Source organism: Clostridium sp. TF06-15AC, assembly GCF_003481165.1.
In the GTDB taxonomy this organism is placed as follows: Bacteria; Bacillota; Clostridia; order Lachnospirales; family Lachnospiraceae; genus Otoolea; species Otoolea fessa.
In genome coordinates, this window is the sequence record NZ_QUKS01000003.1 from 20,568 (window position 1) to 39,459 (window position 18,892).

At 45.5% G+C, this 18,892-nt stretch carries 22 protein-coding genes; all 22 read right to left on the bottom strand.

All coding sequences use genetic code 11. The features are described 5' to 3' along the window. Positions 1–32: 32 nt before the first annotated feature. Positions 33–1,250 (bottom strand): DUF6273 domain-containing protein, encoded by a 1,218-nt coding sequence (locus DXC57_RS07475; RefSeq protein WP_118651870.1) that lies wholly within the window; start codon positions 1,248–1,250, stop codon positions 33–35. A 5-nt stretch (positions 1,251–1,255) separates the two neighbouring features. Beyond that, positions 1,256–1,459 carry a hypothetical protein gene (locus DXC57_RS07480; protein ID WP_118651872.1) on the bottom strand — a complete coding sequence of 68 codons (204 nt, stop codon included), beginning with the start codon at positions 1,457–1,459 and terminating at the stop codon, positions 1,256–1,258. Between the two features lie 21 nt (positions 1,460–1,480). Next, positions 1,481–1,864, bottom strand: coding sequence for a phage tail protein (locus tag DXC57_RS07485; RefSeq protein WP_118651874.1), 384 nt, complete (start codon positions 1,862–1,864; stop codon positions 1,481–1,483). A gap of 2 nt (positions 1,865–1,866) precedes the next feature. Beyond that, the gene (locus tag DXC57_RS07490; protein ID WP_118651876.1) at positions 1,867–2,910 is read right to left on the bottom strand and encodes a putative phage tail protein; all 1,044 of its coding nucleotides are present in this window, start codon (positions 2,908–2,910) and stop codon (positions 1,867–1,869) included. An 11-nt stretch (positions 2,911–2,921) separates the two neighbouring features. After that, positions 2,922–4,046 (bottom strand): baseplate J/gp47 family protein, encoded by a 1,125-nt coding sequence (locus DXC57_RS07495; protein ID WP_118651878.1) that lies wholly within the window; start codon positions 4,044–4,046, stop codon positions 2,922–2,924. Positions 4,047–4,061: 15 nt separating this feature from the next. Then, the gene (locus DXC57_RS07500) at positions 4,062–4,493 is read right to left on the bottom strand and encodes a DUF2634 domain-containing protein (protein WP_118651880.1); all 432 of its coding nucleotides are present in this window, start codon (positions 4,491–4,493) and stop codon (positions 4,062–4,064) included. Between the two features lie 10 nt (positions 4,494–4,503). Next, the gene (locus DXC57_RS07505; RefSeq protein WP_243101372.1) at positions 4,504–4,857 is read right to left on the bottom strand and encodes a hypothetical protein; all 354 of its coding nucleotides are present in this window, start codon (positions 4,855–4,857) and stop codon (positions 4,504–4,506) included. Positions 4,858–4,871: 14 nt separating this feature from the next. Further along, positions 4,872–6,110 carry a hypothetical protein gene (locus DXC57_RS07510; protein ID WP_118651884.1) on the bottom strand — a complete coding sequence of 413 codons (1,239 nt, stop codon included), beginning with the start codon at positions 6,108–6,110 and terminating at the stop codon, positions 4,872–4,874. 11 nt (positions 6,111–6,121) lie between these two features. Next, entirely contained in the window at positions 6,122–6,811 is a 690-nt protein-coding gene (locus tag DXC57_RS07515) for a LysM peptidoglycan-binding domain-containing protein (protein ID WP_118651886.1), read from the bottom strand. Positions 6,812–6,814: 3 nt separating this feature from the next. Then, positions 6,815–11,440 carry a phage tail tape measure protein gene (locus tag DXC57_RS07520; protein WP_147354085.1) on the bottom strand — a complete coding sequence of 1,542 codons (4,626 nt, stop codon included), beginning with the start codon at positions 11,438–11,440 and terminating at the stop codon, positions 6,815–6,817. Between the two features lie 234 nt (positions 11,441–11,674). Beyond that, complete coding sequence (locus tag DXC57_RS07525) at positions 11,675–12,232, bottom strand: hypothetical protein (RefSeq protein ID WP_118651890.1); 558 nt, start codon at positions 12,230–12,232, stop codon at positions 11,675–11,677. 90 nt (positions 12,233–12,322) lie between these two features. Further along, positions 12,323–12,781: a hypothetical protein gene (locus tag DXC57_RS07530; RefSeq protein WP_118651892.1), complete on the bottom strand. Its 459-nt coding sequence runs from the start codon at positions 12,779–12,781 to the stop codon at positions 12,323–12,325. Positions 12,782–12,795: 14 nt separating this feature from the next. Continuing rightward, on the bottom strand, positions 12,796–14,202 hold the full coding sequence (locus tag DXC57_RS07535) for a phage tail sheath subtilisin-like domain-containing protein (RefSeq protein ID WP_118651894.1): 1,407 nt from the start codon (positions 14,200–14,202) through the stop codon (positions 12,796–12,798). Between the two features lie 3 nt (positions 14,203–14,205). After that, entirely contained in the window at positions 14,206–14,484 is a 279-nt protein-coding gene (locus DXC57_RS07540; protein WP_147354086.1) for a hypothetical protein, read from the bottom strand. Positions 14,485–14,489: 5 nt separating this feature from the next. Next, entirely contained in the window at positions 14,490–15,377 is an 888-nt protein-coding gene (locus DXC57_RS07545; protein ID WP_118651898.1) for a hypothetical protein, read from the bottom strand. Continuing rightward, positions 15,374–15,682, bottom strand: coding sequence for a DUF5026 domain-containing protein (locus DXC57_RS07550; protein ID WP_118651900.1), 309 nt, complete (start codon positions 15,680–15,682; stop codon positions 15,374–15,376). The genes DXC57_RS07545 and DXC57_RS07550 overlap by 4 nt, the downstream gene beginning before the upstream one ends. A 14-nt stretch (positions 15,683–15,696) precedes the next feature. Continuing rightward, the gene (locus DXC57_RS07555; protein ID WP_118651902.1) at positions 15,697–16,131 is read right to left on the bottom strand and encodes a hypothetical protein; all 435 of its coding nucleotides are present in this window, start codon (positions 16,129–16,131) and stop codon (positions 15,697–15,699) included. Further along, positions 16,109–16,486: a hypothetical protein gene (locus tag DXC57_RS07560; protein WP_118651904.1), complete on the bottom strand. Its 378-nt coding sequence runs from the start codon at positions 16,484–16,486 to the stop codon at positions 16,109–16,111. Before DXC57_RS07560 ends, DXC57_RS07555 begins: the two co-directional genes overlap by 23 nt. Further along, positions 16,483–16,896: a hypothetical protein gene (locus DXC57_RS07565; RefSeq protein WP_118651906.1), complete on the bottom strand. Its 414-nt coding sequence runs from the start codon at positions 16,894–16,896 to the stop codon at positions 16,483–16,485. Before DXC57_RS07565 ends, DXC57_RS07560 begins: the two co-directional genes overlap by 4 nt. Positions 16,897–16,911: 15 nt before the next feature. Continuing rightward, positions 16,912–17,412: a hypothetical protein gene (locus DXC57_RS07570; RefSeq protein WP_118651908.1), complete on the bottom strand. Its 501-nt coding sequence runs from the start codon at positions 17,410–17,412 to the stop codon at positions 16,912–16,914. Between the two features lie 19 nt (positions 17,413–17,431). Next, on the bottom strand, positions 17,432–18,469 hold the full coding sequence (locus DXC57_RS07575) for a hypothetical protein (protein WP_118651910.1): 1,038 nt from the start codon (positions 18,467–18,469) through the stop codon (positions 17,432–17,434). 21 nt (positions 18,470–18,490) lie between these two features. Continuing rightward, positions 18,491–18,889 (bottom strand): capsid cement protein, encoded by a 399-nt coding sequence (locus DXC57_RS07580; protein WP_118651912.1) that lies wholly within the window; start codon positions 18,887–18,889, stop codon positions 18,491–18,493. Between the last annotated feature and the right edge of the window lie 3 nt (positions 18,890–18,892).

Here is an 18,892-nt window from a genome sequence, read left to right on the forward strand (position 1 = left end):
CGTGGGTGCCGGGGATTAAAACGATTATTCGATTAGCAAAGCCAACAAGCCGGAGCGCAGCGATTAGCCCAGTTCGCGTAGTAGTTGCCGACGTAACCATCGGAGCTCACACACCACGTATAGTTCGAGCCGCCCCGACCAGCCGAGCGCAGGCGGACGTACTGCGGCGAAGTGTGATTCTCAATCGCAAATGTACGAATCTGCGGATAAGTCTTGTACTGCTGCATTTTCTCCGCCATACCGGATGCACGTTTCCAGTATTCCCATACATCGTCCTCGCCAGCTTTCTGCGGATTGATTGACATTGCCTCCAAACTCGGCAGGAACACTTTATCGTAAGTTACCTCAATACCGTCCGTATCTCCATTGTCTGTAAGAGTGTTCTTCCAGGTGGATACTTTCGTTGCTTTCAATCTCTTTGTAAATTCCTCATCGAATCCGGTAAGAAATCCATGCTTTTCTTTGAGCTGGTCCGGTGTACGGTCAAAATTGTGCTGTGGTGTCCACCACTTACCGTTTGCCTCTTCAGAATTAAGCCACTGACGCATAGCACTCTGCGCCCAACGGTTATATCCGTAAGCTGTGCTCTGCAATCCATTCAATGGCGATGTCGGTTTGAAAGATAATGTACCAAGGGCGGTTCCGCCTGTTCCCTCCACCATCGCTACAGTTTCGATAGGGTCTGTTGCCGTATTGCTCTCGAATGAATATACTTTCCATTCGCTCGGGCTGACATCCGGTGCTCTGTATAATCCTGCAAGCTGTCCTTTCGCTGGTACAGGCTTCGTAAGCGTGAACTGGTATGTTTTACCCTTTACGCAGTTATTTCCCCAGGTATCACCGATAATGACATTGTAGGTTCCTGCCGGTAACTGCTCCTCGCAATACTTAAACGCCTGGAACTGGTTGAACTGCACGCCAAAAGGCGTTGCATAATGCCACTGTACCAACATTCCCGGTACAGTTTCGCCATCCGCAAGTGTGACATCTCCAAAATGTACCACATCAAGCGGACACTCATATGTTTTTCCGGTTGCTTTGTCGGTCCATGGTAAAATAATCTGGTCGCCATAATTAAAAACCTGGCTTGCATTTCCTGACTGAACCACTGCAAACACATCTGCAATGGAAGTCGGTTTGTAATTGTACCCACTGGCAATCGCTGTGAGTAATTCGTTCTGTTTCTCCATCAATCCAAGAAACTGCTGACCGGTTTTATCCAACAGCATCGGTTCTGTAATTTTGCTCATCTCTTTTATTCCTCACTTTCATAGGTTACGCATAACGTGCCATCGACAACTGAAAATCCATATCCGTCCATCTGCTCTTTTAATGCGATGTCATTCTCAATGAGCTGTTTCGGTGCCTGGTTCACATTATCCGCATGGTTTGTGTCGGTTGTTTCCACTATCGGAATGCTGTCTTTGTAGGTAGCGGAACTCGGTTTGTATGCTTTCATGGTTTCCTCCTCTCTGCCGGATTAGAAAACATCATCCAGCGTGTATGTCATTTCAATATCGTTATCCTTTCCCTTTCTGGTAAAGGTCTTGATACAAACAATATCGCCGTTGGCATCATACAGCCCAATTTCACTGATATACTGTCCGGCAAGCTCTGATTCTCCAAGCGTGCATTCGTATCTGCATGTGGTTTCTGTGATAAAGTTATAGCCGCTGATAGGCTTACGGAGCAGTTCCTTTTTCAGTGCTGTCTGTGTTTCAGACGGAGAAATAACATTTCCTGCGCTGTCTACTCCTCCAGAGCCAAATGCCATGCCGACAATTTTAGGAAGTGTAATCGCTCCTGCTCTTGCCTGTACCATTTTCTTTCTGGCTGATTTTGTAATAATTACATTCTGTGCCATTCTTAGATAGTCTCCTTTCTGTTTAATGAATTAAGCAATCTTGAACCGTTCATTTTCAATGAACCATCAAAATATGCCAGATTCCTTTTCACTGTGCAGGTAGCATTTCCATAACTTTCAGAAATGGATGCCACCGGTATTTTGATATTTGCCGTAGTCTTATTGTCTGCTCTGCAATAATTCATCAGCAAGTTTCCATCCATCGGAACAGAGCCATCAAAAAACAAAGACTGCCAGTTAAATGCTTTCGCACTGACAGTCTGCTTCTCAATATGCATTTTTTCTGATAGCGGAACTTTCGCCCTCGCTGTCATTCGCTCAATATCCAACGTTTCTGCAATCCGAAATTCGCCCTCTTTGTATTTCACTCCGAGTCGCATTTCATATTCGATAGCCGCATCCATGAGATGTGAACCATCCCACAACTCGGAACCATCAAACCGTCGAGCTTTCCAGAACGGTATTTTGAATAGCAACCCTATATTGCTGACCATGAATTTTTCAGAAAACACAATTTCGAACATCGAATAGTCATTCACAAAATATGTTGTATGTGATTCCTTTAATTTATCAATCAGCTTTCGGACTTTCTTTGAATCCAGCGTGCCATCGCCATTGAAAAAAGCCTTAAATACATTCGGGTGAGGCGGCTTATACTTCAATGGTCCTGCATCGTGGCAATCTGCTATATGTACCGTAAATCCGGTTGCATTTTCCAGATACCGCTCCATAATGTACGGTGTCATTGGCGAATGATAATCTCTCTTTTCGTATATCGCTTGTCTGCGCTCCTGGTAAGAAAGATTTTCCTGCACCGGCAATCCCCATTTTATTTCATGCCAGCATAATCCCCAGGTCGCTGTTTCCGGGAAAAACTGTTCCGGTAATTCCTCCGCTAGCTTCAAGGCCTTGTCATATTCCAACCCCATGACCTGAAACATCCATTTGCCGACATACGATTTATCGTAAAATCCGGGTGTCACATAGGACAGCATTTTTAAGGCGCTCTCGCTCGTCGGGAATAATTCCAATTCTTCATCTGTCATCGTCCGTCCTCCTAACTTCTGAAATCAATCGTTCCAGTAACCGGATATTCTTCTTTCTCCAACTTGATATTGCTCATTTTGCCATTTATCAGGAATGTGTCGAAGTCCTCCACTCCATCAATGGCAGTTATCAACGGGCGCACATCATTGTATCGAAGTATCCCCTCGTTTTTCGCCACACCGTAAACGGTAAGCACCAACTTTTTGAAATCTTCCTCCACACGCGACTTGTCCACCGATTCATCCAGCAACAATCCAGTAATGGTATAATTCATCTTTACAGTGGTTGCAGCCACGCATGACAGTTTTGCGCACGCTGTCGGCAATAATCGCTGCATCCGGTCATTCGGAGAAACAATGTAGTTATATACATCATTTATCAACTTTGCATTTGCCGGCTGTCCGTTTCCATCTACCAGTACCAGTTTTACGGTTCCGGGTCCATCAAAAGCCGCCACAACGATGCAATCTCCTGCGCCTGCTTCTTTCGCCCATCGGACAAAATCGCTGTCATTTCCGAGGTATGTTTTGCTGTTATCATATTCAGCAAATATCCTGTCGAAATAATCTCCGTCCTCTTCCCGTACCGTTCCGCCAGAAATCGGCTCTGCATTATCTATGCCGGTAATGTTCTTGTCACTTTTTGCCATGATACATACGGTATGCGCTGCCACGTTTGAACCGATACCGCTTTCAACTGCTGTTACGGCTACTGTTACAGTGCCATCATCAGCTATTGTGCAGTCCTCATTCGTGGCAAATTCTATCGCAGGGTTATCATCTACAGCCGGTACGCAAAAAACGGTGCCTGCGGCTATTACGCTGCCTGCAACACCGGTAATTGTTATGTTTCCAGTCGCATACTGTTCTGCGTGCCTTGTCACATGAACCTGCGCCCCATGCAAATCGAGCCAATCATCCCAGGCATACTGCGGAAACGCAAGCATTACTGCCCTTATCAGATGATAATTGATAAACTCTGATTTTTCCTCTGCCGCCGGTCTTGTGAAATCATAAGGAAATCCGGCAGGCATATCGTCTATATCATCCGGCAAGCTCGCCATCATTCGCTCGTGTATTTCATCGGTTGTGCTCCCATCGAAGCACTCCGGTCTATGAAATTCTGGTTGCGCCATCTTACCACCTCCGTTCTAAATATTGATTTGAAATACTTTGTCCCACTCTTTCCCCTTAACCTTGAAAGAGCAGTTCATGCTATCGCCGTTCCATTCAAACTCGAAATCTCGCACCCATTCAGTCCTCGGATTTACAAGCAGTGCATCTCTGATGGTTCGCTCCACCATTGATTCGACTGTCTTTTCATCGTCCTGCGCCAGTGCGTCCTCCATCTCAACACCTATATCGTTGGAATATGCAAGGCAGGAATATCGTTCTGTCATAGATACTTTCATGCACCAAATCATGTAGCCCTCTTCTCCGGTACACTCCACAACCTGGTTTGCTGCATTTCTCACGAAATCCCCTTTTTCGGGATTCCATTTCATTGTCCTTTTGTATTGTGTATCATACTCGGAACTTTCTTCGATAAACGCAGGAACGGCAACTGTTACAATATTTGCCATCGTTTACCTCCTACGAACCTGTTACAACGTCTATGACGCAGGCTTCATTCATTACCCACGCCACAAGCACCCTGTCCCCAGGCTTTATCTGTGGAGGCGTAATTGTGTGACCATGTGAACCATCGCCGCTTGAATGTCCTCCATGCTTTCCGCCGCTTGTTGTAAAAGATAATCCTCCTACGTGTCTGCATACCGAATATTGACCTTTCGGAATTGCTACTGGGAAAGTATTTGTGATGAGGCTGCCGTTTCCCTGGATTTCTCCAAAGTCCAGGCATAACGATGTATCATTTTCTCTTCGCATCCTGTCACTTAAAACATTTGCCAGCTTATTTGTACCGGCATTCGCATCGAAATTTTCCACGTTATCGCCTCCCATTATTCAAAAGTTCCATCATCCACCCATCCGTAAACATTGCTGCCACTGTCAGTGTGTATCAAGTGCCAGGGATGAGTTTTTCCAGAACCATTTTTGATTGTTATTTTCGCTTTTCCGGCTCTTGCGCTATATCCTCTTGAACCAGAATAGGACGATACATAATGCGTACCGCCCTTAAAATTTACAATATCTCCGACATTGTAATCCTTTTTCTTTGTTGTCTGTGTTGCTGTTTCGGTCTTAGCAAGTTCCAGGTCCATTGTCATGCTGTAATTATCGCAATCGTGCCGGATTCCAACCACGTAATAATAATTCTGTGCGGAACCTATCATAACGTAAACTAAATCGCCTTTTCGGATGAATGGCACATCTGGAGCCTGCACTGTGATTTCTTCATCAATCACACCATCTTCATCGATGATTTTTTGTGCGGCTGTCTTTGCCTCATCCAGGCTTTCGTCTTTTCCTCTGGTGTAGATTCTCTGACGGATTCCGTATTTTGTAAGCCCATCTACCGTTGCCTCGACCGGAGAATTACCATCATCGTCTGCCTGCCCCAGCACCTTTACCCTGGTAACAAGGCTTGCGGTGCTTATTGACTGGCTGATAGATTTTGTGTTATCCACCCGGAACACATAAACATCTGTGTTCGTGCCACGCTCCACCACATCTGCATACCCCTCCGCCGCCCGGATGATGAATTTTCCTCCGCCCTTTTTGTAGGCATCGTCCAAAACATCCAGCAACATATCAGATACATACGAACTGCTGTATTTCATTTTTTCGTGAGATACATTCGGTCCGCTATATCCTTTTGTGGGTATTCCCCACTCGTCAAATGCACCGGTCATAATGGATTTTGTACCGGTTCCTGCGGAATAAAATTTGTTGTCCTGGCTCCTCTGCAAATCATACAGAGAATCATATGCAACGCATTTTAGGGTATTGGAACTGCTTTGCTCCTGCGGATTCCATTCCTGCACCGTTCCCCTTGCCACTTCTCTGTCCTGCTTTCCTCCATCACTCGCAAAAATACCAATAAGACATCCGGGTTTGATTAACTCTGATAATCGCCCCGCAGATGTCTTATCATTCTTTGCTGTAAATGAAGTTCGGACAGAAACCTCATTTTTGTTTTCTTCCCAGCCAAGACCTGTGACAAATTCTTTTATGTTATACTGCTTTCCGCCACTATCCATAACGGTAAGTCGGTATGCGATTTTTGATAAATCTATCATCTTCGCACCTCCTATGCCGCCGGAATCGACAGCGTTGTTCCCGGCCATATCCAATGACCATGGTCTGAACTGCTTTTGCCATGTTTCTTGGCTGCCGCCTCAATCGTTGAAGCATTTGCATCGTAAATCTTCGTCCACTTTGTACCACTTCCAAGTTTTCGTGAAGCAATCCCCCACAACGTATCGCCACTGACAATCGTGTAGGAAGAGCCTTTATTTGAGTTATCATTTCTCGGAACTGTCTTTTTTACAAAGGCGGCAATTTTCAATTCGTTTGTTGTATAGATTTTCAGGTCTTTTGCCTGTGAAAATTTAATGCCATAGCTTACATCTCCATAAGCACCAAAAGGGTCGGGTGTAAATGAATCAATCGTAACATCCATGTTAATCCATGTTTCTGTTACAAGCAGATTCAGCACCGTTCCCTTTTCCTGCCATTCCCTCAACTGCTTAATGCACTTATCGGGTTTCTGGTAACTTTCCGCTTTCACAACCGCCAGATTCTTTCTGTCCGGTCCGAAGAAAACGGCATCCCATGAGATTTCCGCCACTTCTGTTCCCTTTGGCACCTTTACGGCACCCTGGGAGATAATATCATAGGTCTGATACTTCGTCCCAAGACTGCCGCTTATCTTCTCCGGCAACGAAGAGAACGTAAACGACTTCTTTTTATCAGCCGCTTCAAACAGTTTTATTTCCATCGCCTACCCCTCCTTCACTACCGGCATATTTGAAAATACCTGTTCCAGTCTGTCAGCAATTTCTCCTCCCAGTTCATCAGCCATTGACTTCATGTTCTTTCGGATAATTGCCATGATGCTTGCCTCATCCATTTTTCCGGTGCCTGAATCCGAAATATTGAACTGCGGTGACATCTGGATATTAAGGTTTATATTTGTCTTTCCGGTTTCCACTGTGCTCGAACTGCTCAAAGGTTCATCTGCGGTATCTGAATCGCTTTCTGTACCCTCTGTGAATCCGTTATAGCCTGTGGCTCCGTTTCTAATCGCTTCGGCTAACAAATTATCATTGAGAGATAAAAAGTCCGAAATGGAGCTGTAAGCAAACATTTCTGTTGCTGTACTTCCGATGGTTGTACTTCCACTTCCTCCACCTAAAGGTGCTGCCTCTCCGATGATGTTACCATTCGCATTTGCCTGTACTCCGAGAATGTCCCCAACCTCTTTGTACAGTTCCAGCGCTCTGTTTCTTCTGCCGGGAACTAAAGGTATGATTGCCTCCGGTCCCTCTTCTCCAACCCATGACAACTGCTTGTCATTTACATAACCGCCGCTTGCATGAGCCGATACAGTAAGTGTTGTACTTCCACTTCCTCCACCGCCTATCGTGAACGTCTTTGTCGGATTCACAAGTGAATAGTCCAGGGTTACGCTTACCGGCATTGTTGTAGAAACGCCTGCGCCAAACGCACTGTTTACGGAACTATCCGTATTTGATTTCAGTGCATCTACCGCACTGTTAATCTGTGCCATATCAGCATTTGTAATAGCACTGCTGATTCCACTTCCAACAGCCGCACCTACACCGGAGTAATCCGCAGCCTGGAAAGCTGTTGCCGCATCGGTTCCAGATTTCGTTCCAAGCTCCGCAAATGCTGTTGAGAATGCTGACGTATCAGTATTCAAAATCGAATCACTCATTTTCGTGCTTAATGTTGTGCCAATACTAGAAAAATCTGCGCTCTCGAAAGAGCTGTTCATCGCTTCTTTGTATTGCTCTACTATGGATTCGTATGCCTCATTGGAAATTGGACCGTACTCTGCCATGACTTCCTCCATCGTTGGGATGGATTCTTTCAGACTTTGCACGATTTCCTCTTTAGCTGTCGGTGCCATATTTTCTGCTGTTGCCACCAACTCCTGATAGATATTTTCAAAAGCTGATGTGTCTATTGTCATATCATCAAGTCCAAGCCATCCCATCATATCCTCCTGGGTCCAGCTTGATATATCCGGTTTTTCTGATAATGCAGTCTGTAAAGCAGCGTTCAATTTTTCAGAAACGCTACCCTCCATATCCGGCATAATACCGGCAAGCTCATCATTCCAAGCCTCTGCTATCGTATCCAGATTGAAACTTGATACTCTCACCTCCATATCGTTGATGTTTGCGTAATATCCATCGGTAGCCTGCTGTACAGCCGCATCGTACTGCTCCTGCGTGATAGCTCCCTCGGATAACTGCAAATTAAGGTTTGTGAGGGTTACTGTAAGCGCATTATCATAAGTTTCTTTGAAAGAACTTACCTGTGCCTGCAACTCCTCCTGCAACTGATTGAATGAATCAATATCAAGACTTGCACCATTTCCGTACTTGATTTTCAAGGTCTGGAACGATGCATCCTCCTGCGCTTTTGATACTTTCTCTGTAATTTCTGTAATCTGTTCTTGCAGATTTGTGATTTCTTTCGATTCATCCAGCGTGATAACTCCATCTTCCAGGGCAATGTTCACTGTATCACTCAATTTTCCCGATAGTTCTTCTATCTGGGATTTCATGTTGTTATACATACTGTCAAGCCCCTCTGTGCTGCCCTCGCCGTTTGTAAGCAATTCTAGGGCAACTGTAGCCTCGTAATGGCTGTTTTCGATGTAGTCCTGCGCCGACTTCACAAAATTATCAATGGATGTTTTGTAATCATCCACATCCGTTTCGGATAACTGCATACCCAGACCAACTTTCCAGTTTTCCTTTTTCATCGTGGAAACAGAACTCTCCAAAGATGATAAGGATTCTTTTGCGCTCTCCGTTGCCTCATTGAACTTTGTAATTCCATCGCCCATATCAGCAAACGTGATTTTGTTCGCAAGGTCTTTAATTTCACTAAGCGATAACTTTATGTTACCGAAAGCCTCTTTTCCGACCTTTGCAACATCCTCCTGGATGTATGATGCAAGCTGTTCTGCGGTTACGGAACTGTCATTCATTGCATCGTTCAAATCATCATTCGCAAATCTTACTTTGTCGATTGATAATCCAGTGGCATCGAATACCTTTTGAGCTTTTTCAGCTTCTTTCTGCATCTCCTCCACATTGTCCTGATACTCTTTCTTGACCTTGTTTCCCTTTATCCAACCTGCAATGCCTCCAACTCCTGCGCCTACCAAGGCACCTACCGCAGTACCAAGACCAGGAATAATGCTACCGATTGCCGCGCCTGCGGCTGCTCCGGCTGCAACTCCCCCTGCTTTCCATGCGGCGGATTCTCCATAAGCTGACTTTTCGGCTTTATCATCGGATTTCAATGCTTTGTACGCATCAATTCCTGCACTTACAAGTGTTGCTCCTGCGGCTACCCCTCCGGCTGTACCGGCTGTTCCTGCCGCAATCAATCCTGCACCGGTAGTGGCTCCAGAACCGAGTGTGTTTCCAATCATACCCATCGTTACGCCAAGTCCTTTTAGACCGGTTCCCTTTGCGGCTGAACCTATGATTGAACTTCCAATACTTCCGGCCAGTGATGTTCCGGTGGCTGCATCTTTACCGAAAATTGCTTTTCCTACGCTGAAAGCACCTTTGCCAAGGCTCGCAACTGGACCTGCGATTTTGGCAAGCATAATTGCAGAAAAAATGGAGGATAAATCTGCCGATTCTCCCCCTGGAAGTAACTTTCCTGCGCTCTTTACCATATTTCCGAAGCCCTCAAACAGTTTGCTTGCTATCGCATCTGTATCGAACCCCTCTGCAAATCCTTTCGCAAACGAAGCCCCAACGCTCGCACCCTCATTCAAAGTGTCCGAAACATCCACTCCAAGAAGTGTTAATATTCCGAGCTTTAATCCGGTTCCGATGCTGGTTCCCATATCGCCTGCAATATCTGCGATTTTCTGCTTTCCGGTGCTGTGCCACCATTCGCTGAACGGTTCTGCGATGAAATCATCCCAGGCAAGTTTCACTTTTCCGAAGAAATCCGCATTTTTCCACTCATCCGACTGTGATAATTCTTTGAATTTCCTCTTCATTCGGTCCACTTTGCTGTCTACCCAGTCCATCATCTCATTAAGTCCCTGCTCAACTTCCGGCATCTGCTCCGTCAGCCAATCCGCAATGCCTCTCACATAAGGAGATAATCTTTCTCCGAATGAGATTTTTACTCCATCCATAGCTGATTGCAGCAATGTGATTGAACCCTCTAAGTTATCCAGCATAGTGTCAGACATTTTAGATGCGGCTCCATCTGCATTGTTGATAGATTCAGCCAGTTTGTTGTAATCGGATTCTGTCGCATTGATAATTGCCAGCATACCAGACATAGCCTCTTTACCGAAAATGGTACTTGCGGCTGCTGTCTTTTCGGTTTCAGATAATCCTCCCAGGCTTGAACGTAAATTATCAAGAACGCCTTTCAGCGTTTTCATATTTCCGTTGCTATCCGTAAGGCTGATTCCGTATTTCTTCATGGCGGTTGCCATCTTATCTGTTGGTGCCGCCATATTCGCCAACGCTGTTTTTAAGGATGTACCAGCCATCGAACCCTTTACGCTTGCATTTGCCATCAGTCCCAGGGCAAGAGATGTGTCCTCAACGCTGTACTTCATCGCTCCTGCGATTGGTGCAACATATTTGAAAGATTCTCCCATCATGGAAACATTGGTATTTGCACTCGCCGCCGACTGTGCCAATACATCTGAAAAATGCGCCGCATCGCTGGCTTTCAAACCAAACGCTGTGAGCGCATCTGTTACAATATCACTGGTTGTTCCTAAATCCTCCCCGGATGCAGCTGCCAGGTTCAGGATTCCCTCGATACCATCAAGCATCTGCTGTGAATCCCATCCGGCCATAGCCATATAATTAAATGCCTCTGCACTCTGCGTGGCGGTAAATTTTGTGGTCGCTCCCATCTCCTTTGCCTTGGCTGTTAATTCATCGAATTCACTGCCGGTTGCCCCGCTTACTGCTTTGACCTGTGACATAGCGGCCTCGAAGTCCTTATATGTATCAATCGTATCTTTCAATCCGATACTGACACCGAGAACCGCCCCCACTTGCAAGATTGGATTTTTTAGGAGGTTTATTACGCCTCGTATCGGTGCGGTGGCAAGGTCTACTGCTTTCATTGTCACGCTCCAGGTCTTTCTTCCAAAACTGGTAAGACCACCCTTGATTGTTGACAATATTGGTGAAATCTTATCTTTCGCCTCCAACAGCACCGAATACTTTTCTTTCGCCCATGATAACAAACTTTTCTGTGTTTTCTGTGCCGACCGGTCAAACTTTGTAACCTCATCATTTGCCTTTTTCGCAGATGTGCTCATTTGGTCGGTAGAGCTTTTCACTTTGTCGGCTGCATCCTTGACTTTGTTCATGTTCTTTTCAACACTCGATGTACCAGGACCAGTGTTATCATCGACTTCGATAGGTATCTCAATTCGTATTGTTTCCGCCGTCCTCCTCTCCTCCTTTCGTGCTTTCTAAATAAATCCGCATGGACGCAAGCATAAACGCCTGTACTCCATGCGGTTTTTTATAAAATTCATCCGGTGTAATTCCTGTCCGTTGGAATATGTGATGCAACAGACAAGTCTTTCCTCCGGCTTTAATTAGTTTTTTGCTACTTCCTCGATATTCTCCTCGAATCCGCTAAGAGAATCGATGCACTCAATAATCTTGTCTTTCTCTCCGGCTTTCAGGCAGTATTCGATAACATCCAGACCATTCATAATCTGGAGGTCTTTTGCTCTAAGGCTTTCCCATACCTTTTTGTTATCCCAGAGCTTTTCGCGGTCTGCTTCAACCGTCGCTGTATAAATCAGTGCATCTCTGAATTTGACAGTGTTCGTTTCCTCCGGTAATTTCATACCGAACTGTTTGTTTCTCACGTACTTGGTGTGTTTCTTCTTGCACTTGTTGTATTCCTCTTCGGATAACGGTCTGATTTCAAATGCGAAAAGCACCTTTCCATTTCTGGCAATTTCGATGCGCTGTGTATCATCTTTCGCATAATCAGCCGCACTGATAAGTCCCTGGATGAAATCATCCTCATTCATTCTGATGAGGGTTTTGTTCTCCTCTTCGGTTGTTTCCACTTCCGTAACTGCCATGTTCTCCTGCTCCTCATTTACAATCTGTACACTTGCTTTTTTTGTTGTATCTGCCATATCGTTTTTTCCTCCATCTTTCAAAAAATATTGTTAAAATTAAATGGAGGATGCCATCTCGGCACCCTCCGGTGAATCGCACTGTATTTCTTAACCCAGTGCAAGTAAGTTCTGTAATTTCGGTGGTCTGTTGACCGCAAAGTTCCATGCTCTCTTGATAACATCCCCGACGGTAATGTTCTGTAAATCAACCTGTCCACTCGGAATGCACTCACGATACACCATTCTTTCCTCGGTGCCGTTTCTTCCCTTGAGCACGCCCTGGAAATCCCATACAGGCATTGTCTGTGATTCCATAGCCTCGACAAGCTCCTGGATGAAAGCATCATCCTCAACCACAACCTGGGACATTGTAAGGGCAACCTTAAATGTGTTTGCGGTTTCAAGCTCCTGCGCATTTCCTAAAACGGAATATGCGGCATTGTTATAAGTTACATTAGCTGTGAAGCTGTCTACGGTAGCCAGCAACACGCCGTCAGCGTTGTAAATCGCTCCATCTTTACCGGTTCTCGCAAAACGAGAATCTCCGGCTGCTCTTGTGTTAATCATCTTCCGTTACCTCCTTATGCATTTGTGCTGAACTGGAATCTATAAGACAGGTAGATGTGTTCCATAGAATCCTTGTCAACAACGTCAATATCAAACCAAGCACTGTCCCCATCAGCCACATTTACTGCGCTTTCGGAAACGGTAATCGCTGTCAGTTTTCCCTCGGCAATCATATTGTCACCGATTGCCTGTAACTGGCTTACTACAGTGCTTCGACCATCCTTGTCATTGTCTACCTTTCCGACAAGTGCATCTGCCGCCGCATTCATTCTGCGGATAAGCTCGAATCTGGTCTTTACTCTTCTGATTTTCTTCCAACCATCATCCTGATTGTCAGCCGGTGTAATAAGAGTGTTGATAGCATTATCAATCCACACCTGTTTTGCGCTGCTGTAGCTGAGTACGATGCAGCCTTTCTTTTCTGCAGCAATCATCTGTGTATTTGTGAGGCGTTCCAGGATTTCACTGAATCCACTCACAACAGTATGTGTAAGGGAAGAATTTGAAGCGCAAGCTCCAATCATTCCTGCCAAACGTGCCGCCGTCTGGTATCCGTCAATCTCCTTGCCCTGCTCATTCACATAAGCATTGAGAACATAGTTCATTTTTTCATCATTGAATGATGCCGCATGGCTCATTCTGGTTTCCAGGTCAACAGTATGCTTTTCTGCTACAACTCCCTGTGTCAGGGAACCTACACCGAAAATACGTTTCATGAATGACTGCATCAGGATATGTACTGCTGTTTCCTCCGTATCAACACAGATTGTATTGAACTCGTAAGGCTCGACAGCTACAAATCCGTTTGAGTAATCCTCATTCGTAACCTGCGGGTCGGTTCCCGGAGTAAAGGCGTTCTGTGATACATTCATCACGATTGCCTGGTCTTTTCCAGACTGTACCTCTGCTTTGAATTTCTTCGTTGCTGCAAATGCATCTGCAAGTGCTTTTGCTTCTCCTGCGCCTGCGGTAAATTCGACTTTCTCAAATTCTGTCACACCGGCATAGATGATACACTCTTTCAGGGTGCTGTCTGTCAGCTTTTCCCTTACCGTTACGGTAAAGGCTTTCTTTCCCGGATATGCTGCTGTGATTTTTACTGCCGCCTGTCCCTCTGCTGTGTTCAGAGTGGCAGTTGCCGATGTTCCTCCATTACCAACTCGGCAAGCAATAATTGTCTGCGCTCCGCCGTTGATTGCCTCCTGGATGGCATCTGTTGTGCCTCCATTACCGAAAGTGTTTGCAAATCCATCATCGGGATTTAATTCAACCGCAGTATTTAACGGTCCAAAATCGGAACGAAAAAGGACAGCCGTAACACCGCTTACAGTGCCACTCTGCTGTCCTGTCCCTTTCTTCTGAATATTGAAATATGCTCCCGGTCTGACTTTTGTTTCTCCTAAGACATAAGTTCCAGCCATATCTTATTTGACCTCCTTTTTCATGAATCCGTCCACAAGCTCTTTGGCTTTAGACACTGTACACGTTGTTACTCCTGCGACTTTTAATGCCGCAACAACACATTCTCTTTGGACTTTGAAAATGTTTCCTGCCCCGTCTGCAAGTTCCTCGATTGTGTACTCGGATTCTGCCGGAGCTTTTGGCTCTTCTGCCTGTACCGGTGCAGTATCTTCGACAGCATCGGTTTTCTGTTCCTCCACTGCATCTGCTGTGGATTCTGCTTTTGTTCTTGGCATCTTCATACCTCCTAAAAATAATTTTGCGTGGTTCTATTAAGCTGATGTGGTTTTGCTTTGTATCGCAATAAACCATATCTGCCTGTTACAAAAATCTGACCGTCTTTCAGGTAATCAGATTTATTGTCCATCTGTAATTTGCGGATAAACATTGGTGAGTAATCCAGCATTGTGACTTCTCCGTCTAGTGACATCGCATTTGTGATAGCGGCTGCCATTTTCAGCCTCATATCAGTGTCCGGGCATAAAATATGGATGGCAAGTTTACCATCCATCCAAACAACCGTATTCGTTTCCTCTACTTTTTCCATGCTATTGAGCCTGCAATATATAACAGGCGTTTCTCTTGAAGCCTCTGTAATTTCCTCCATACGGTCAATCCCTACCACGATGCACTCTGGATACAGTTCTTTTACGAACTTATTCATTGCCATTACCGGGTCCGGGTCGGTTGTTTCCTGGCTTGTATATTCCAGGATGTCAAACCTCACATCGCTACCGATAATAAGGTCTGTTTTGCTTTCTGCCAGTTCAAATGCGTCCGTCCGGTTCCATGCGAATGCATACAGCTTTCCATCTTCGGAATGGAGCAACACATCTTTCAGACAATCCCGAACCAGCGGTTCAAGCATTTCCGGTGTTATATCTTCCTCTGTCGCATCCTCTGTGTTCTGGCATAGCAACGATACAGACAATGTTCCTGCGCTCTTCCGCTCCTCATCCGCCTGCATATCATAGTTATATACAAGCCTCGGATAATGAACATCTGTACCCCAGTTCTGGTTATCCTTTGGAGCCTCCGGGCTGAATATCGCCGGGTAATCTCCAAACTTGACAAGGAATTTTGTTAATCCCTCACGCTCTGTAAATCTTTTTTGAATCAGTTCTTCCAGTTTCATTCCTGCCCTCCATTCTCGACAGGCTCCTCCTCATGCGTTATGCCGTACTCATATACTTCGGACATATCCACAGACCATCGGATTTCCCATTGCCCTGCGGCTGCCTCTGATGCCAGGATAAAAAAATGATTCGTCACATTCCCAATGCCCGGATGAAACTGCACCGCAATTTCATTTCCGTTCACTCCTGTAACGAATCCACTCTTTCCTGCATCCCATGAGGAATGCTTTGCATATATGAGATTGCCTTTCGCTATGGCGGATGTGTCGAACTGCTTCACTGGCTTTTCTGTAATCAGTTCCATCTCTTCGCCTCCTATCAGCTATCTTCGCTGAAAATACTTTCTATTTCCGGCAGTGCCTTTTCTTTGATTTTTTCCACATACGGTCTTGCCGCCATTTTGCTTGTACCGTTTTCCAAATACCCTGCATACGGAACCTGGCTTTCGATGTATGCCGTATATTTTGCTCCACCACTTCCAGATGAACCACCATCAACGCCTTTGGCCCACTGTAATCGCAATGCACCTGTTCTTCTTGCCGGTGGTTCTCCGGGTGATGATGCCTGATAGGTACGTTTTGAATGCGGCTTGCGGTATCTCTTTCCGCCTCTCTGTCCTTTCAGCACTTCCAGCTCTGCATTTCTCAATGCATTATTTACTCTGGCTGCCTTTGACCGGACTTTCTGATTGATGTGCTTTACCTCTTTTTCGACTGCCTCTCTTACTCCATCAGGAGCCTGTTCTGGTGTCATTTTTTATATCATCCCTTTCCTCGACATAATACAGGGTGGAAATTCCAAGACCTCCTGTATCATCTACTGCAACAACATAAAAAACACGATTTCCCAGCACTAATTTATCAGTTTTCTTCGCTAAAGGTGTTCCTCTCTGCACAATCGTATGTGTAACGGTATGGTCCTCGGTAGACTTATTTTTCGCAGTTTCTGTGGTTGCATCTGCAAGGCATCCATACAGAGTTTTTATGCCGTCCCCTTTATGGTCATTCACTACTCGCCCGGTGGATGTCACTTTCTGCCGGTTATTTTCAATCACAAATTCTTTGAAAAGGTTGCCAGGTCTTAAATACATCATGTTTGCATTTATCATCCCTGCCTCGTCCTTTCATTCTCCTGCATACCGGTAAAGAAATACGGTGGTTTCTTGCCTGCGTTTCCTGCAAATGCCGGAACGGAAATATTTTCGGCTTTGACTTCTTTCTTCAATGCCTCGTATGCCTCTTTCCAGGTTTCCGCCCTTTCGTGTAGGCTCAAAGATAATGGTCCTGTCTTTGTATCCACCTCATACGAAAAACGCCGGTAGATACTCTCTACCAGCATCAGCTTTGCTTTCTTCCATGACTTCGGGTACATTTCAATGGCAGCATTGATTTCCTCATCCGTTACCGCACAAGTATTTTCGGCTCCCTGTACCATCGTATCGCCAAGCTCAAAACGCATACGGCTCATCGTGTTTCCTTTAAGGTCTGCCGGGTTGTAACTGTAAGTTCCTGTTGCCATATTCACGCACCGCCTTTACTTTTTCTCCGTATCTTTGTCTGTGTCTTTCGCACTACCCTTTGTAGGCTTCTTACCGCCTGTGGCTGCCTTTTTCTCGCCGCCTGTGCTTAATTCAACGGCTCTGGATTTTGCCGCCGCTTTTACCGCTTCTCTGCTCTCTGTGGCATGAATCGTAATAAGAATGTTTTCATCCTCAATTCCTGCAATTTCTTTGACAGCATCCTCTTCCGGCATCTGCATAACCTCAAATACTTTCACAACTCCTGAAAGCACAAGTGATACCTCCATTTCTCTGCCATCTTCTGCCTTTACCGGGATTGTTACCTGCTCGATAACCACTTTTTCCTCCGGTTTCTTATCAGCCGGTGGTGCTACTTCCTCTGTAAGCTCTCCAATAAAGCCGGATGTTTTTAATGCTCTTACTCTTTCAGGGCGGATTGCCCCATCAGGGATTGCATCCCCAGGGGCATAATCAACACCACTGATACGAAGAGCTTTTGTACAAACATAGCTCATCGCTGTACCTCCTTACTGTTTACACACACGCAGACAGGTAGCAAGCCAGGTCATCGGAGGTTTTCTTCATATCCGTAGACATTAAGCCCTCGATGAACTCTGAATGAGTACCACCCTCGCCCTCGAACTGGTCTGTTGCCATGTAGTTTCCGTTGCCGAGCATATCCCATGTAAAGATATATCCTGCGGACGGCTCATCAATAGCCGGTGCATTTGTTGTGTATGTAAGTAATGCTCCATCAGATTCGCATACAAACTTCATATCGTCCGGCTGTCCCTCTTCTGCGGCATTGTATGTTGCCTCCAGGACCTTTACTTCCTCAAATCCAAGTACCTGTGCAAGTACCTGTTCATTTACGATTGCCGGATTTGCCGTACCGCCTGTGTACTTCACACGCTCCAGGATGTCCGGGTGATTCTTTAATGCTGTGAATGAATCATAGCCGAGGCTTAACTTATTCGGCATACGTCTGCCTGCCAGCTTGATTTCTCTCTTTCTTGCATCGAAGAAATTAACCGGGTCGAAATTCGCATCATTGAATTTCAGGAACTGGCTGCCGCTCGGTGTACCAGATGAAATACCAGTGAACTCATTCGCCCAAACTCCTGTCTTGAAAAAGCTCTCTGCGAATAAAATATCAAGGTGAAGCAACTGCTGTTCTGATACAAAACGTACCTTGCTACGTCTTGGGTCGATGGATGCCGGTACTCCTGCACGCTGATAGTTTATGGCTCCAATCTGGTCTACGCCTACGATAATCTGGTCTACAACGCATTTGTAGCTGTTATCAGTGTGTCCCATCTTTGCCGGTGATACTTTACCGAAAGCCGGCTTTCTCGCAACATTATCTCTTGCAAGGTCGCCTTTCAGAAATTCATAATAAAATCCGGTAGAAAAATCCACCGGACAAATCGGAAAAATACTGGTTGCAACATGGTCTTTCGGGTCAGCAAAATAAGCCATGCTCATGTTTGTTAAATAGCGGTTAGGTTTCCATCCCTTATTGATTCTCGCAAGAATCGCCGCATTTCCGTTTACTTCTCTTGTGTTGCCCATCGTTTATAGTCCTCCTCTTTCTTACTCTTTCGGTTTGTAGCCAGCCTTAATAAGCTGAACCTTTACCACGCTACCTGCTTCTGTTGCTGCACTAAGGGCAACTGCTGTAATAAAATTACCTGCCGCCGCTTTTACTGCCTTTCCCTCTGCATTGGTTGTAAGCTCATCTCCAACCGCAACTGCCTCTCCGGCAATCCACTTTCCGATGTCCTTTACCTGGATGTCTACATCATCACCGGCCTTTACTTTCTCATCATTCGTAAACAGTGATAAGCCGATAACATTTGCACCGGCTGTCGGCTTTTCAGCCTTACCATTCTTGATTGCCAGGGCAATTCCCTGTGCGCCCTCAATGTCTTTTCCAGCCTCTAACACGATAGTCGGGCTTTCATTGATGCTTGTGCCAAAATAATCTGCCATGTC

Coding starts and splice junctions, on each gene's coding strand:
- DXC57_RS07515 (WP_118651886.1), bottom strand. CDS start 6,811: ATGGAAATAAAACTGTTTGAAGCGGCTGATAAAAAGAAGTCGTTTACG.
- DXC57_RS07500 (WP_118651880.1), bottom strand. CDS start 4,493: ATGGCAAATATTGTAACAGTTGCCGTTCCTGCGTTTATCGAAGAAAGT.
- DXC57_RS07495 (WP_118651878.1), bottom strand. CDS start 4,046: ATGGCGCAACCAGAATTTCATAGACCGGAGTGCTTCGATGGGAGCACA.
- DXC57_RS07570 (WP_118651908.1), bottom strand. CDS start 17,412: ATGAGCTATGTTTGTACAAAAGCTCTTCGTATCAGTGGTGTTGATTAT.
- DXC57_RS07520 (WP_147354085.1), bottom strand. CDS start 11,440: ATGAACAAAGTCAAGGATGCAGCCGACAAAGTGAAAAGCTCTACCGAC.
- DXC57_RS07550 (WP_118651900.1), bottom strand. CDS start 15,682: ATGGAACTGATTACAGAAAAGCCAGTGAAGCAGTTCGACACATCCGCC.
- DXC57_RS07555 (WP_118651902.1), bottom strand. CDS start 16,131: ATGACACCAGAACAGGCTCCTGATGGAGTAAGAGAGGCAGTCGAAAAA.
- DXC57_RS07490 (WP_118651876.1), bottom strand. CDS start 2,910: ATGACAGATGAAGAATTGGAATTATTCCCGACGAGCGAGAGCGCCTTA.
- DXC57_RS07475 (WP_118651870.1), bottom strand. CDS start 1,250: ATGAGCAAAATTACAGAACCGATGCTGTTGGATAAAACCGGTCAGCAG.
- DXC57_RS07545 (WP_118651898.1), bottom strand. CDS start 15,377: ATGAAACTGGAAGAACTGATTCAAAAAAGATTTACAGAGCGTGAGGGA.
- DXC57_RS07560 (WP_118651904.1), bottom strand. CDS start 16,486: ATGATAAATGCAAACATGATGTATTTAAGACCTGGCAACCTTTTCAAA.
- DXC57_RS07485 (WP_118651874.1), bottom strand. CDS start 1,864: ATGGCACAGAATGTAATTATTACAAAATCAGCCAGAAAGAAAATGGTA.
- DXC57_RS07510 (WP_118651884.1), bottom strand. CDS start 6,110: ATGATAGATTTATCAAAAATCGCATACCGACTTACCGTTATGGATAGT.
- DXC57_RS07565 (WP_118651906.1), bottom strand. CDS start 16,896: ATGGCAACAGGAACTTACAGTTACAACCCGGCAGACCTTAAAGGAAAC.
- DXC57_RS07575 (WP_118651910.1), bottom strand. CDS start 18,469: ATGGGCAACACAAGAGAAGTAAACGGAAATGCGGCGATTCTTGCGAGA.
- DXC57_RS07580 (WP_118651912.1), bottom strand. CDS start 18,889: ATGGCAGATTATTTTGGCACAAGCATCAATGAAAGCCCGACTATCGTG.
- DXC57_RS07535 (WP_118651894.1), bottom strand. CDS start 14,202: ATGGCTGGAACTTATGTCTTAGGAGAAACAAAAGTCAGACCGGGAGCA.
- DXC57_RS07525 (WP_118651890.1), bottom strand. CDS start 12,232: ATGGCAGATACAACAAAAAAAGCAAGTGTACAGATTGTAAATGAGGAG.
- DXC57_RS07480 (WP_118651872.1), bottom strand. CDS start 1,459: ATGAAAGCATACAAACCGAGTTCCGCTACCTACAAAGACAGCATTCCG.
- DXC57_RS07540 (WP_147354086.1), bottom strand. CDS start 14,484: ATGAAGATGCCAAGAACAAAAGCAGAATCCACAGCAGATGCAGTGGAG.
- DXC57_RS07530 (WP_118651892.1), bottom strand. CDS start 12,781: ATGATTAACACAAGAGCAGCCGGAGATTCTCGTTTTGCGAGAACCGGT.